The following is a 14315-nucleotide window of genomic DNA, read 5'->3' as shown; positions in this document are numbered from 1 at the left end:
GCGCTACCAGAGTCAACCGCAAAGAAAAAACCCGCCTATGCGGGTGAGCAATTCCTAATTTTTGCCATCACTATTAATTACTGTGATTTCACAAATATTCTTTCCATTAGGTGTGAGAATTTGTATTAGTCTGAAATATATCTGCCTATATCAGATGCACCCTTTTGGATATCACGAGCCGTTTTTTTAGCCCCTTCTACATATCCTGAACCAAATTCTGTAAATGCTTCTGCTGACTCTTCTCCAATTTTTTGCAGTCGCTTACCAGGAAAACCTTCTGTTTCACGCGCCTCCTGATTCCATTCTTTCATAGTTTTTGGTCTTTGGGAATCATCTTGCTCTATATCTTGACGGACTTGCTCTTTTAAAATTTGATTATTTTGCCCCAAAGCGAAATTTGTAGTTAGTGTCAGAAAACCAACTAGGACGACAGCCAGAAAACGTTTTACTTGTACTCCCTGAAATAGCGAGCTAATGTGATTAATCGTCCTAGAAATTAAATTCGTCATATCAATACTTTACCTGTAATTTTTACATTCCCAAAATATATTTGACCTATTGCTGATTCAGCTATTTTCTATTAGGATTTTTGATAATCTAAACAAATAGAATTATTATTTAGGTGATGAAATATGCCAACAGTTTTACTTATAATTTATAAGCTAAACGGCTTCTTTGATGATAAATAGAGTTTAACTAAAAAAAATAAATAATTCTTCTAACAAAAGTTAGATATCTGTTCTAAAAAATATATGCCGCAGGTCTAATTAACTATTTTGGTGTCGCTGAAGTTTTCTGTGTATATTTACTTAAATGGCAGATGAAATACAACCATCAATAGCCAGTGCTGAGATGTTAAGAATAGTTACTTATAACAGACACATATCATAGTATGATAGCTGACCGCTAAGATTAAAAATCTGAATACTATGACTTGGTTTTCCTTGACTGCGAGACGATGGAGTGGGATTTTCCAATTTTTATCATTGTTTTGTCTTTGTGTACTTTTGGTTGTGAGTTGCGTTCCTCGCCAGCAGACAACTACTTTATCATCTGGTGCTGGTGATGGTCGAATCACTGTGGGTACAACACTCAAACCTAGAACCCTCGATCCGGCTGACACCTATGAGTTGGCATCCTTGAGTGTAGTGTTAAATATGAGCGATCGCCTGTACACTTATGAACCAGGTAGTACAGAAATTAAACCCCAATTGGCCACAGCATTACCCCAAGTGAGTGCTGATGGTTTAACCTACACAATTCCTATCCGTCAGGGAGTGATTTACCACGATGATACTCCCTTCAACGCCAAAGCCATGGAGTTTAGCATTCAGCGATTTATTGAAAATAAGGGAAAACCCTCGTTCTTATTATCGGACACAGTGGCTTCAGTTAAAGCCACGGGTGAGTATGAATTAACAATCCAGCTAAAAAAACCATTTGCGGCATTTCCCGCCCTGTTAGCATTTTCTGGGGCGTGTGCGGTGTCGCCTCAAGCTTACGAAATTGGAGCGGGGAAATTTCAGCCGAATAGCTTTGTCGGGACTGGCCCTTACAAGTTAGCGCAATACGGCACAGATTCACTGAGATTAGATGTATTTGATAAATATTGGGGAGAGAAACCAGCTAATCAGGGTGTAAACTTGCAAATTCAAACTAGCCCGGTGAATTTGTTTAATGCTTTCCGTACAGGTACAGTGGATGTGGCTTATCTATCCCTACAACCTGATCAAATTCGCAGCTTAGAAGCAGGAGCAAAAAAAGGGGATTGGCAAACAATTACGGCTGAAGGTAGTGTTGTTAGTTATATGGTGTTGAACCTGAATCAGCAGCCTTTAGATCAACCGGAAGTTCGAGCAGCGATCGCGGCCATGATCGACCGTCCACTTATAAATGAACGAGTTTTACTTGGTCAAGCTGAACCACTTTATAGCATGATTCCTACCACTTTTAACGTTTCCCAGCCATTATTCAAAGATAAATACGGCGATGCTAACTTTGCTCAAGCTAAAGAATTATTAACTAAAGCTGGCTTCTCCAAAGAAAATCCCGCCAAAGTGCAAATTTGGTATCCTTCTAGTTCAGCTAATCGCAGTTTAGCAGCACAAACACTACAATCTTTAGCTGCTCAAGAAATGGAAGGAATACTGCAAATAGAAATTAGTAATGTAGAAAGTGCTACTTTCTTTAAAGACATCTCCGGGGGTATATATCCCGCAGCTTTGGTTGATTGGTATCCAGATTTTTTAGATCCAGATAATTATGTGCAGCCATTCTTATCTTGTCAAAAAGGCTCGAATGCTCAAGGTTGCGAAGATGGGGGTAGTAAAACTCAAGGTTCATTCTACTATAGTGAAGCCATGAATAAACTCATTGCTCAACAACGCCAAGAACAAAACCCAGAAACACGGCAACAAATTTTCACAGCTATCCAAACACAAGTAGCTAACGATGTGCCTTATATTCCTTTATGGCAAACCAAAGACTATATATTTGCTCAAAATGGTGTGAATAATGTGCAACTTGACCCAACCCAGAATTTAATTTATCAAACTATCTCAAAGCAGTAAAATCTGAGTTTTTTTTACAGGGTGGGCTAGAAGCCTACCCCAAAATATTTATATCTATTCACCTCTATGTATGAATTAATAACGAACCACAAAGGACGCAAAGTACACGAAGAAAGAAAGAAAGAAAGATATAGATAGATAGATAGATAGATAGATAGATAGATAGATAGATAGATAGATAGATAGATAGATAGATAGATAGAAATGTATGAAAATTACGAACTACGTAAAGCCCTCACGGGCATAGCTGCGCTTACCGCGTAGCGTTTCCGCAGGAAATATTACGAATTACGAATTACGAATTACTAACTACGAATTACTAACTACGAACTACGAATTACGAACTACGAATTACGAACTACGAATTAAAATATGTCTCGTTCTAAAGCCTTACAATATTACATCGCTTCTCGCTTAGTTCTGGCTCCACTGCAATTGTTGACTATTATTAGTATTGTATTTTTATTACTACGAGCGACACCAGGAGATCCCGCAGATGCAATTCTCGGTGGACGTGCGCCGGAAGCAGCGAAGGAGGAGTTACGCCAACAATTAGGTTTAAATCTTCCTCTGTGGTTACAGTATTTGAATTACATAGGCAATTTACTGCGCTTTGATTTGGGGACTTCTTTAACAAGTCGGGGACAGTCTGTTTGGGACATTATTGGGCAGTATTTCCCCGCAACTGTGGAGTTAGCTGTATCAAGTATGGCTGTAGCTCTGATTGTCGGTATTTTGGCGGGTACTCTTTCAGCTTCTCGTCCTGGTACTTATTTTGATCTTGGGGGACGATTATTTGGTATTATTACTTACGCACTTCCAATGTTTTGGGCAGGAATGCTTTTACAATTGATTTTCTCAGTGCAACTGGGTTGGTTTCCCAATTCTAATCGGTTTCCGCCTAATCTTCCGGCTCCTGTGCCGATTACTGGACTATATACCATTGATAGCTTGCTTACGGGCAATCTCAGTCAGTTTTTTATATCTTTGCACCATTTAGCCCTTCCTAGTTTGACTCTAGGAATTTTGCTCAGTGGGATTTTTGAACGCATTGTACGCGTAAATTTAAAGGAAACTCTCAAAGCGGATTATGTAGAAGCCGCTAGAGCCAGAGGAATATCCGAAAATAAAATTTTAGTCTCCCATGCTTTGAAAAATGCCTTAATTCCAGTAATTACGGTCTTAGGTTTAACTTTTGCCTCTCTACTGGGTGGGGCGATTTTAACTGAAGTCACCTTTTCTTGGCCTGGTTTAGCAAATCGCCTCTATCAAGCCATTTCTGACCGAGATTATCCCACTGTACAAGGAGTATTAGTCTTTTTTGGGGCGATTGTGGTTGCTGCCAGCATTTTAATTGATATCCTTAATGCTTATGTAGATCCACGTATTCGCTATTAATTTTCAATCTCTGTAGTGATCAGCAGTAAGCTGATCTGCATATACATTTTTCCTGAATTCCGCGTAAATCCCGTGTATCTACCTGTGTTGATCTGTGGTTTTTTCCCAGAGATTTTCATAAAACCTTGCTATCGTTGAAATTACTAAATGTGCCGTTTACTTGCCTACTTGGGTGCGCCCGTGAGTTTAGAGAATATTCTGTATCAACCTGAACATTCTTTGATAGTTCAAAGTTACCAACCCCGTGAAATGTCTTCTGGAGTTGTGAATGCAGATGGCTTTGGTGTGGGTTGGTATCATAGTCAGAAAAATACAGATCCATTTACGTACCGCAACACACTACCTATTTGGAATGACTTAAATCTGCCTCATCTTAGCCGTTATGTGGAATCAAAGTGTGTACTTGCTTATGTTCGCAGCGCTACACCTGGACAAGCTTTAGATTTTGCTAATTGTCAGCCGTTTAACTATCAACGACAGCTATTTATTCACAATGGATACATTGAGAATTTTCGCAAGACATTACACAGAAAAATTCGCAGTATATTAAGTTCTGATTTTTACGAACAAATTAATGGTAATACAGATTCGGAACACATTTTTGCGCTACTACTTTCTCAAACTCAAATCAATAAACATCGACCTCCAGAGTCGGCTTTACGCAATACGTTAGTCACTTTATTAGAAATGGCGAAACGCCATCAAGTCAAAGTTTCAGCTAACATCGTCTTCAGTGATGGAAATCGCTTGATTGCTTCGCGTTTTTCTAGCCATGCGCCGGCTCCGTCACTATATTGTCTAAAAAATCATCAAAATTTTCCTAAATCTGTAATCATTGCCTCTGAACCGTTATTTACTGGTAATTGGACTGCTTGTCCAGAAAATAGCATTATCAGTGTGGGAGAAGACTGTGATATCCAGATTCAACGAATCTAGTGTAAAAGAGACTCTTGTTTGCGATTTGGTTGAATGTCGTCTGAAAACCTGGAAAATATTCGAGGGTATGGACGAATCTACATTTTGTAGTCAGCCTCATCCTGAGTTTAGTCCTGTTGGTTGGCACTTAGGACATATTGCCTATACTGAGTCTTTATGGTTATTAGAACACATCGGTGGTTTACCTTGTTCGTTCCCTCAATACCAGAAATTATTTGCGGCTGATGGTTTACCTAAATCTCAACGTGTGCAGCTACCTAATATACAGGAAACCCATGATTATTTAGAGACGGTGAGAAAACAGGTTTTGCAACGTTTAGAAGTAGTTGATATTGAGAAAGAGGAACGTCTTTGGCGTTTTTTGATTCAGCACGAAAGCCAACACTGCGAAATTATTAGTTTTGTGCTGGAATTAATGAAGTGGGAAAACAGGGAAATAGAAGAGATAGAAGAAAATATTAATTATACTTCTTCTATTAAGAATATTACGGAGATGATTCTCATCCCGGCTGGTGAATTTGAACAGGGAAGTAATGATATATATGCTCTGGATAATGAGCGCCCTGAACATAAAGTATATTTAGAGACTTATTATATTGACCGTTATCCGGTGACTTGTGGTCAGTATTGGTTATTTATGGAGGCGGGAGGCTACCAAGATTCTCAGTGGTGGTCAGAAGCTGGGTGGAAATGGCGACAAACTGAGCGGGTGATTAAACCACTTTACTGGTCTGGCCAACGCAATTGGGATAATCACCCTGTTTGTGGTGTTAGTTGGTATGAGGCCCAAGCATATTCGCGATTTGTGGGGAAGCGGCTACCTACAGAAGCTGAGTGGGAAAAAGCCGCTAGTTGGGATGCAAAAGCTGGTTGTCGTCGCATCTATCCTTGGGGGGATACATCACCAAGTTTTGAGAATTGTAATTGCGATCGCCTCATTGGTCATACTACACCAGTAGATAACTATCCAGCCGGACAAAGTGCCTATGGCTTATATGATACTTTAGGCAATGTTTGGGAATGGACAGCTTCTTGGTTTGATGGTTACGAAGGTTTCCAAAGTTATCCTTACATCGGTTATTCCCAAGTTTATTTTGACCATAAGCACCGGGTTTTAAAAGGTGGGAGTTGGGCTACACGTCATTGGGGACTGCGGACTAGTTTTCGCAATTGGTATTATCCGGGCGTGTATCAGATTTTTGCCGGCTTTCGCTGTGCTACTAATGAAGTGCTGTTAGGGTAGCGGTAGCCCGTGCTGAGTAAAAAATACCCAACATCGGTTTTTATGAGAAAATCCTTAAAGATGGCTTAAAAGCTTAATTAATCTAGCTCAGGCGTGATGTTATGAGCTAAGGCTATATGTTTCACTGGCTGGAGTCAAGGTTTGCTCTCAAAATAAACCTAATATACCAATTCGTAATTCGTAATTCGTAATTCGTAATTCAGAAAGAATTGGTACAACACATCATGGAGGTTAAATGTCAATATCTAAAGCTGCTAGCAGCAAATTTGCTTCCCCAAAAAGCATTGAAGAACGCTTGCAAATTGAGCGGTTGGTGACAGCAACTGAAATAGTTACATCTAATGCTGGGACTGATGTAATTCAGGGATTAACTCAAACACCCAAAACCCTAACTCCTTGTTATCTTTATGATGATCGTGGCTCTGAGTTATTTGAACAAATTTGTGAATTACCAGAATATTACCTGACACGCACAGAAACAAAAATTTTACAGCAGTATGCTGGTGAAATTGCCAGAATCACTGGCCCTTGTGAATTGGTGGAACTTGGCAGTGGTAGCTCTACGAAAACCAGAATTATACTTGATGCTTATCAGCAGCTAGGCTACCCCATGCTATATGTACCTGTTGATGTGAGTGCAGGAATATTAGAAAGTAGTGCTAGGCAGCTATTAGCAGATTATCCTTCTTTGCGAGTTCATGCACTGGCCGGAAATTACGAATTGGCACTGGCAAAAATCTTGCCATCAGAATTACCCAGTCGGATCATTGGTTTTATTGGCAGTACTTTAGGTAATCTCAAGCCTCAAGAGTGTGATGTTTTTCTGTCTCAAATTACCAATGCGCTGCAAGTGGGGGAGTATTTTTTATTGGGGATAGACTTACAAAAGCCAAAACATATCTTGGAACCCGCTTATGACGATAGTCAAGGTGTGACAGCAGCGTTTAACCTGAATATGTTGGAGCATTTAAATCAGCGCTTTGAAGGGAATTTTGACACGACGCAGTTTGAACACTGGGCGTTTTATAACGAAACTGAAAATCAAATAGAGATGCATTTACGCAGTTTGCGATCGCAATCTGTAGAATTACACGCTCTTAACCTCACTGTTAATTTTGCTTTAGGGGAAACTATCCGCACGGAAATTTCCCGCAAATTTGATTTAAATATTATTCAACAGCAACTCACCGCACGGGGTTTAGTACCCTTGAATGTGTGGACTGATCCTCATCAGTGGTTTGGTTTGTTGCTTTGTCAACGACAAGCATAAAGAGGCAGAGGGGCAGTGGGCAGGGTGCAGGAGAGAAGATGAAAGGTTGTCAAGTATCCGGAATTTCTCACTCCCCCTTGCTCCCTGCTCCCCGCTCCCCTGCCTCTTCACTGCCCCTGCCCCGTTCCTCTTCTCCCCTAACTCTTTTTCTGGAACTTTGCCAAACGATACAAAAAAATGTCCCACTTTTTGCCAAGATAATAGTATTATTTTCCAAAAATTCAATTGGCAATAATCGGCATGAGTGAAAAATTAATAGAAAGCAACGGGAAAGGGTTTCTCGTTCTACTTTTGCCAATCTCGTTTTTAATTATTTTCCTGGTTGCTACCTGGAGAATTTTACTGGCGATTCTGATGCTGGCAATTGGTTTCCAAGTTTGGCAACAATATCAATGGCAGCAGTGGTCTGGAAAAGTTAATCCAGTTTTCCACGAAATGATTCGGGAAACTCAAGGCAAAATTACGCCAATGGATTTGGCGATCAGGGGAAATTTTTCGGGGACAACGGCAAAACGCTATTTAGATAGTAAGGCTAATGAGTTCGGTGCCAGTGTACAGAACTCACAAGACGGGGGTGAGGTTTATTACTTTATCAATGCCAGTATTCTGGGCGATATTCTTGATAGTAGTGAACCAACTCAAGAGCTTGCGGCTCAACCAGTGACTAAAACTGCGCGACCATCGCTTTTAGCTGCACCAGAACCCCAGTCAGTGGAGTCAGAACCGGAAACTGAAGCACCCCCACCAGAAACCCATAAAGAAGTTACGCGATCGCTAGAACAGCAGTTAATTTTTGGTTCTCTGATCCAATCAGAACTGGCCAAGCGGTTAAATGTTTATTCCAGCACAGTTTACAAACGTCGCAATGATCCAGAGTTTCCAGAGTGGTGTCGTAACAAAGACCCTGATGGTATCGCCTGGACCTACTCGGAAAAAACTAAGGAGTTTTTCCCACTGGAGGAAGGTTAGCAAAGAGGCAGAGGGGCAGGGTGCAGGGGGGAAGAAGCAGGGGCGCAGGGTGCAGGGCGCAGGGGGACAAGAAACTTACTCATAACTTTCTTTACTCAGCACTCAGCACTCAGCACTCAGCACTTTCCCCACTCAGCACTTTCCTCTACCTACGGCCTCGGTGATGGAATTTAACTGATTTTTTTCCAGATTTAAAAGCAAACCCTCTAAAATCCGGCGTACCATCATCGGTCCTTCGTAAATCCAGCCTGTATAAACTTGAATTAAACTTGCTCCAGCAGTGATTTTTTCCCAAGCGTCTGCTGCGGTAAAAATGCCACCAACACCGATGATGGGAATTTGCCCTTGGGTTTGTTGCCAAATAAATCGAATTACCTCTGTGGAGCGATCGCGTACTGGCGCACCACTAATTCCCCCTGCTTCTTCCTGGGGTGATTTGCCTGTTTGTTTAATTATTTGAGTTTTTAATCCATCACGGCGAATGGTGGTATTGGTGGCAATAATTCCGGCTAGTTGATAAGTCTTGGCTAAGGTAATAATGTCGGCGATCGCTTCCCATGATAAATCCGGCGCAATCTTGACAAATATTGGTTTTCGTGCTTTATTTTCCTGCTGTAATAAATCCAAGATAGAACCAAGCATGGCAGCATCTTGGAGCGATCGCAACCCAGGAGTATTGGGAGAAGAGACATTCACTACAAAATAGTCACCCAACTCTTTAAGTGCGCGAAAACTGTTAAGATAATCTACTCCAGCTGCTTCTAAGGGTGTAACCTTAGATTTACCTAAATTTATACCTATGGGAATTGACCAGGCTAACTTTTGCTTTTGTTGTGTTAACCTTATTGCCATTGCTGCGGCTCCGCTATTATTAAAACCCATGCGGTTAAGAGCAGCTTGATCCAAGGGTAAGCGAAATAAACGGGGGCGAGAGTTTCCCGGTTGTGCTACAAAGGTTACAGTTCCTAATTCGGCAAAGCCAAAACCAAGACTAGACCAAATTTGAGTAGCAACACCATCTTTATCAAAACCGGCGGCTAACCCCAAAGGATTGGGGAAGTTTAGCCCAAACAAATTTTGTTCGAGGCGTGAATCTTTCAGACAAAAGAACTGCTTTAGATGTTGATTTACCCAGTGAGCAGAAGGATTGCTGGTCTGTGATAACCATTTGAGACGATTAATCGTCTGCTGATGTAACCACTCTGGATCTGCTTTGAGCAGATTAAATAATAGAGGACGAATTGTAACTTGATAAATATCCATGTAAATTTACCCAGAACTTCCAGCAATCATCCATAACTATTTTGAGTCAGGATGTTTTTCTGGGCATCTTAATATATCACAAACTAAGTTGATCAATAATTCAGATGGGGCAGCCACAAAAATCTTTGACCGACGAACAACAGATCATTGCGTTGTGCAGCATCCTCCAAACTCTGAGAGAAGAAGATGATGTTGACGTTCTGATTTCAAGTACTATTTCCTATATTGAAAAGTATTTTGATTACAGTTTAATTTGGATTGCACTTTATGATCGGGTTAAACATACATTATTAGGTCGAGGTGGTGTTACACCTAATCGCGACACAAGTTTTTTAAGACAACGGGTTGTTCTGAGTCCAGGGGACATTTTAGAGCAAGTCGTCATTGAACAAGGGCCATTAGGTGTAGTAGATTTACGTAAGGAAGCCCGTGCCTCAACATGGCAAAAATTTGGCATAAAATTTAATATCCAGGGAACGATTTTTTGGCCTATTCGCCATAAAGACCGTTTTTTAGGTTTACTATTACTCGGATCAGAACGTTGGGGTTACTTGCTACCAGGAGACTCAAAAACTAGATTGACAATAATTTTAGGGGCATTAGGGGCAGTTTTATATCAAAAAGAGATAGATTCACAGCAACAACAAAGTAAACGCCCTGAGAAAGAATTATTAAAATTACTAGAAAATATCCGTAGCCTAAATAATTTAGATCAACGACTTAAAGCAGTAGTAGAGGCGACTCATAAATTTATCTTTCCCAGCCGGACAAATATTTATTGGTTTGAGCGACAAGGGCGTTATTTTTGGTGTCGGATGAGCAATCATCTAGCCCATCTGGGTCATAATTATGGACTTCATCAACCAGCAGCAGGCATGACAGTGCAGGAATTGAGTGAATTATATTATGCTTTATCAGTCAATGAACTTGTTTTAATCGGTGATGCGCGTAGTTCTCTCAAAAGCCATTTTACAGTCAAATTATTACAACGCTTGCGGGTGCGATCGCTTTTAGCAGCTCCGATTATTTGGCAAAAGGATCTACTAGGTTTTCTGGCAGTGGAAGATCATGAACCACGAATTTGGACAGAGGCAGATAAGAATTTTGTCCAAGGTGCTGCGGGGATTGTCTCTTTAGTTGCGCCTATCGATAATATGGAAAGTACCATCAAACAAATTCAAGATGATACTCATCTGACTAGCCAAGTTGCCCAAGCTATTTATTACAAGCATGAATTTAACGGAATTATCCGCACTTGTGCCACAAAACTTTTAGAGCGACTAGCAGCTAACCGATTTTTACTATTACTATACGATAGTGACCAAAATAATTATCAAATTATCTACCAAAACCAACCTCAAAACCGCCGGCTTTTAATCTTCCCTCTTGATGAACTCACAGAAGTAGATATTTCTTTATTTAACTCGGCTACAACTGCCCTAGAAGTGGAGAAATTAGATGAAGATTTGCGGTTTTTAAACTGGCAACCTCTCCTACTAGAACATGGCGTGCGATCGCTGTTAATTTGTAATTGTAATCAAGGTCATACACCAAACGCATTGTTGCTGATTACTCACGAAACTCATCGTACTTGGTCAAACTTGGAAAAAGAATTGCTTTGGGTCGTTGGTCAACAAATTGGTGTAGTTGTCCACCAATGGCAACTACAAACTGAGAACGACCAGCAACAAAAGGTATTGTATGGCATTCAGCAATGCCTACGGGCGCTAGAACAGAGCGAGCAAAGTTCCACAACCGACATCAAGGAAAAATATTTAGAACATACAGTACTTGAACAAATAGCATATATTCTCGATTGTCCCTTGGTACTCATGTTATCTTGGTCTTCTGGTCAAACTTATGCAGAAATTATCGAATTAAGTACTGATCATAAATTTGAAATTGCTAAAGATGTACAAATAAGTATTCAATCTGAAGCTTTAATCCAGTGGGCGCTTTCCCAGAATAGTTACCTGGGTTTCACTGTGGATGATTTACCACCGGAAACCAGAAAGTGGTTGAATGGTTCAGGCATTGGTCAAATTTTAATCATGGCGTTACGTACTACTACTATTTATGAACCTACAGCCGTAGTAGTGATAGCAGACCATCGGCCACGAAAATGGTCACACATCAATCTTAATGCGATGGAAACGTTGGTGACTCAGTTAGCTTGGTCGCGTCGTCAACAGCAAATTACCCAACTTTTAGAGCCTGCTAACAACCAGTTACAACAGCTCAATTGGTATAAACATAGTCGTCTTGAGGAAATCCACAGAACAACAGCATTGTTACTGGAACAAATACATAACTTAGGTATTCCTAGTAATGATTTGACTCGCACACGTTACCAATTACTCTTACAACAGTTAGACCAGACAAACGCTTCCATGAATGGATTACTCAATCTGGAACAATGGCAGTTGCATAAAAGTGTGGAGACTATGCCTATCTCCAGTTTACTCAAGCGATCGCTTGAACGAGTCGAAACTGTATTGGAGCAACATAAGTTATGGGTAGGTGTGCATGGTTTGGGACAATCGGGTGCAGAACCAGAAATAGTCAGTACTTCTTCATTTCTCCCAGGTATTCAAACCTCAAGCTATCCCTCTTCAATGGCCATCTCTGGTGATATTGTCAAAATTGAATTAATCCTGCACGAATTGTTAATGTTTGCTTGTCAACGTTCTCAAAGCGGGGGCAGAATTGATATTTGGTGTCGCCGTTTAGATGAGCAATTATTAGAGTTATCGATTACAGATAATGGCTTGATTGAACCACAGCTTTTGGCAGAACTACATCACACTACATCCAAGGATGTGCTAAAACTTTCTGTCCTCAAGAAACCCCCAGGCTTACATCTACGAATCTGTCAAAATCTCATGCAGGAACTAGGAGGAGAATTGTATGTCTATCAGTTACCGGATAGCCGGGTAGTGAGTCGCTTACTCTTGCCATTGGCTGCCAAAAGTTGTTAGTAAGTATCCTTCCTTTACTACAAAATCGTTATAATAATTTTCCATTGCTTTCAAAAATTCAGTTCAAATTTGCACAGTATTCATCATGGGACGAGTTCGTTCTAAATCAGACCTACCTACAAAAATTTGTCCGGTATGTCAACGTTCTTTCACTTGGCGCAAGAAATGGCAAGATTGTTGGGACGAGGTGAAATACTGCTCAGAACGTTGCCGTCGTCGTCGTTCTGAGGTTAAAGAGTGAAGGAACAGGGAAGAGGCAGGGGGCAGGGGGCAGGGTGTAGGGGAGAAGAGGCAGGGTGCAGGGGGCAGGGTGCAGGGGAGAAGAAACTTACTCAGCACTCAGCACTTTCCTCACATAGTTAAGCTAAATACAACTGAGACGCAAATAGCGCAAGGGTTATAGATAGATGAATTTACAGGTGCAACCTAAAGTAATTATTCATGGAGGAGCTGGTAGTTCTCTCCACGGTAAAGGAGGATTAGAGTCGGTGCGCCGATCACTCTATACGGTAGTAGAGGCAGTCTATTCTCTTCTACTGTCAGGCGCAACTGCATCTGAGGCGGTGTTGCTAGGTTGCCAAATGTTAGAAGATGATCCCCGCTTTAATGCTGGTACTGGTTCTGTACTGCAATCAGATGGTCAAATCCGCATGAGTGCTTCTTTGATGGATGGTACATCAGGCCGTTTTAGTGGTGTAATTAATATTTCGCGGGTAAAAAATCCCATTGAGTTGGTACACTTTCTACAAAGTTCGCCAGACCGGGTACTTTCTGATTATGGTGCGGCTGAATTGGCACGGGAGTTACAAATTCCCAGCTACAATGCTTTAACTGATTTAAGATTAAATGAATGGATCCAAGAACGCCAGGATAATTTTAAAAGCACAATGGCTGGTGTTGTAGCTGAACCGGAATTAGTGGAAAGCAGTAATGCGGGACGTGGCACTATTGGTGTGGTCGTTTTAGATGCCTCTGGTGGGTTGGCTGTTGGCACTTCTACAGGTGGTAAAGGCTTTGAGCGCATTGGTAGAGTCAGTGATTCTGCTATGCCCGCAGGTAATTATGCTACTAGTTATGCAGCAGTCAGTTGTACTGGTATTGGGGAAGATATTATTGATGAGTGTTTAGCTGCCAAAATTGTGGTGCGGGTGACGGATGGAATGTTGCTTCAGGACGCTATGCAGCGCTCGTTTACCGAAGCTAGTAAAAATCAGCGCGATTTGGGTGCGATCGCTTTAGATGCGTCTGGGGCGATATCATGGGGGAAAACTAGTGAGGTGTTACTTGCTGCTTACCATGATGGCACAAGCATTGGTGATACTTTGGAATGGAATAATGGTGAGTTAGTTGGTTGTTGTTAAGTGATTTTTTTAACGCAGAGGTTCGCGGAGGTTAACGCAGAGGTTCGCGGAGGGAATTGCTCATTTTTGGATTAGTTCTAGTGCTTGAGTGAGAATTTCGGGTTTGTGAACCATTGCTGCTAGTTCTTCAGCTTCATAACGTCCTTCTAATGTTTCAAGCGCCGCTTTTTTGAGGGCTATTTGATATGCTTGTTCCAGAATATCCATTAATTCTGTCTGATTCAAGTAGTTACCGCCAGATTTGCGGCGCTTGTTTGTTTTGTTGATTTCCCGCACCGCATTTTCTATGGAAATTTCCCAAGAACGAGTAGAACGGTTTTCAGCTTG

Annotated in this window: 11 protein-coding genes and 1 pseudogene; 9 read left to right on the top strand and 3 right to left on the bottom strand. The window is 41.1% G+C overall.

Annotated features, from left to right (window positions below):
- Positions 1 to 125 precede the first annotated feature (125 nt).
- Complete coding sequence (locus VB654_RS11295; RefSeq protein WP_323213840.1) at positions 126 to 509, bottom strand: hypothetical protein; 384 nt, start codon at positions 507 to 509, stop codon at positions 126 to 128.
- A 420-nt stretch (positions 510 to 929) separates the two neighbouring features.
- Here VB654_RS11295 and VB654_RS11290 point away from each other — a divergent pair, with 420 nt between their 5' ends.
- The 6 genes from VB654_RS11290 to VB654_RS11265 all read left to right on the top strand — a co-directional run bounded on the left by VB654_RS11290 (position 930) and on the right by VB654_RS11265 (position 8386).
- A complete protein-coding gene (locus VB654_RS11290) occupies positions 930 to 2570 on the top strand; it encodes an ABC transporter substrate-binding protein (RefSeq protein WP_323213838.1) in 1641 nt (546 codons plus the stop codon).
- 372 nt (positions 2571 to 2942) lie between these two features.
- On the top strand, positions 2943 to 3968 hold the full coding sequence (locus VB654_RS11285; RefSeq protein ID WP_323213836.1) for an ABC transporter permease: 1026 nt from the start codon (positions 2943 to 2945) through the stop codon (positions 3966 to 3968).
- 147 nt (positions 3969 to 4115) lie between these two features.
- Positions 4116 to 4904 carry an ergothioneine biosynthesis protein EgtC gene (gene egtC, locus VB654_RS11280; protein ID WP_323213834.1) on the top strand — a complete coding sequence of 263 codons (789 nt, stop codon included), beginning with the start codon at positions 4116 to 4118 and terminating at the stop codon, positions 4902 to 4904.
- On the top strand, positions 4879 to 6147 hold the full coding sequence (locus tag VB654_RS11275) for an ergothioneine biosynthesis protein EgtB (RefSeq protein ID WP_323213833.1): 1269 nt from the start codon (positions 4879 to 4881) through the stop codon (positions 6145 to 6147). Before egtC ends, VB654_RS11275 begins: the two co-directional genes overlap by 26 nt.
- A 235-nt stretch (positions 6148 to 6382) precedes the next feature.
- Positions 6383 to 7417: an L-histidine N(alpha)-methyltransferase gene (gene egtD, locus VB654_RS11270; protein WP_323213832.1), complete on the top strand. Its 1035-nt coding sequence runs from the start codon at positions 6383 to 6385 to the stop codon at positions 7415 to 7417.
- A 240-nt stretch (positions 7418 to 7657) separates the two neighbouring features.
- Positions 7658 to 8386, top strand: a complete 729-nt coding sequence (locus tag VB654_RS11265) for a hypothetical protein (RefSeq protein ID WP_323213830.1) — start codon at positions 7658 to 7660, stop codon at positions 8384 to 8386.
- Positions 8387 to 8518: 132 nt separating this feature from the next.
- Here the strand turns inward: VB654_RS11265 and VB654_RS11260 are convergent, their stop codons facing one another.
- Entirely contained in the window at positions 8519 to 9649 is a 1131-nt protein-coding gene (locus VB654_RS11260) for a quinone-dependent dihydroorotate dehydrogenase (RefSeq protein WP_323213828.1), read from the bottom strand.
- A gap of 104 nt (positions 9650 to 9753) precedes the next feature.
- Between VB654_RS11260 and VB654_RS11255 the strand changes: the two genes are divergently transcribed.
- From VB654_RS11255 to VB654_RS11245, 3 genes are all read left to right on the top strand, one after another.
- Positions 9754 to 12627, top strand: coding sequence for a sensor histidine kinase (locus tag VB654_RS11255; protein ID WP_323213827.1), 2874 nt, complete (start codon positions 9754 to 9756; stop codon positions 12625 to 12627).
- A gap of 85 nt (positions 12628 to 12712) precedes the next feature.
- Positions 12713 to 12868, top strand: a complete 156-nt coding sequence (locus tag VB654_RS11250; RefSeq protein WP_323213825.1) for a DUF2256 domain-containing protein — start codon at positions 12713 to 12715, stop codon at positions 12866 to 12868.
- Positions 12869 to 13034: 166 nt separating this feature from the next.
- On the top strand, positions 13035 to 13988 hold the full coding sequence (locus VB654_RS11245; RefSeq protein ID WP_323213823.1) for an isoaspartyl peptidase/L-asparaginase: 954 nt from the start codon (positions 13035 to 13037) through the stop codon (positions 13986 to 13988).
- 60 nt (positions 13989 to 14048) lie between these two features.
- Here the strand turns inward: VB654_RS11245 and VB654_RS11240 are convergent.
- A pseudogene (locus tag VB654_RS11240) lies at positions 14049 to 14315 on the bottom strand (hypothetical protein); the annotation flags it as partial.

Source organism: Nodularia sp. UHCC 0506 (assembly GCF_034931045.1).
Lineage (GTDB): Bacteria > Cyanobacteriota > Cyanobacteriia > Cyanobacteriales > Nostocaceae > Nodularia.
The sequence above is the reverse complement of the archived record's forward strand: the minus strand, read 5'-3'. Positions and strand labels throughout refer to the sequence as shown.

Excerpts from the sequence above, each read along its gene's own strand:
- VB654_RS11295 (WP_323213840.1), bottom strand. The coding sequence starts at position 509 with ATGACGAATTTAATTTCTAGGACGATTAATCACATTAGCTCGCTATTT.
- VB654_RS11290 (WP_323213838.1), top strand. The coding sequence starts at position 930 with ATGACTTGGTTTTCCTTGACTGCGAGACGATGGAGTGGGATTTTCCAA.
- VB654_RS11285 (WP_323213836.1), top strand. The coding sequence starts at position 2,943 with ATGTCTCGTTCTAAAGCCTTACAATATTACATCGCTTCTCGCTTAGTT.
- egtC (WP_323213834.1), top strand. The coding sequence starts at position 4,116 with ATGTGCCGTTTACTTGCCTACTTGGGTGCGCCCGTGAGTTTAGAGAAT.
- egtD (WP_323213832.1), top strand. The coding sequence starts at position 6,383 with ATGTCAATATCTAAAGCTGCTAGCAGCAAATTTGCTTCCCCAAAAAGC.
- VB654_RS11265 (WP_323213830.1), top strand. The coding sequence starts at position 7,658 with ATGAGTGAAAAATTAATAGAAAGCAACGGGAAAGGGTTTCTCGTTCTA.
- VB654_RS11260 (WP_323213828.1), bottom strand. The coding sequence starts at position 9,649 with ATGGATATTTATCAAGTTACAATTCGTCCTCTATTATTTAATCTGCTC.
- VB654_RS11255 (WP_323213827.1), top strand. The coding sequence starts at position 9,754 with ATGGGGCAGCCACAAAAATCTTTGACCGACGAACAACAGATCATTGCG.
- VB654_RS11250 (WP_323213825.1), top strand. The coding sequence starts at position 12,713 with ATGGGACGAGTTCGTTCTAAATCAGACCTACCTACAAAAATTTGTCCG.
- VB654_RS11245 (WP_323213823.1), top strand. The coding sequence starts at position 13,035 with ATGAATTTACAGGTGCAACCTAAAGTAATTATTCATGGAGGAGCTGGT.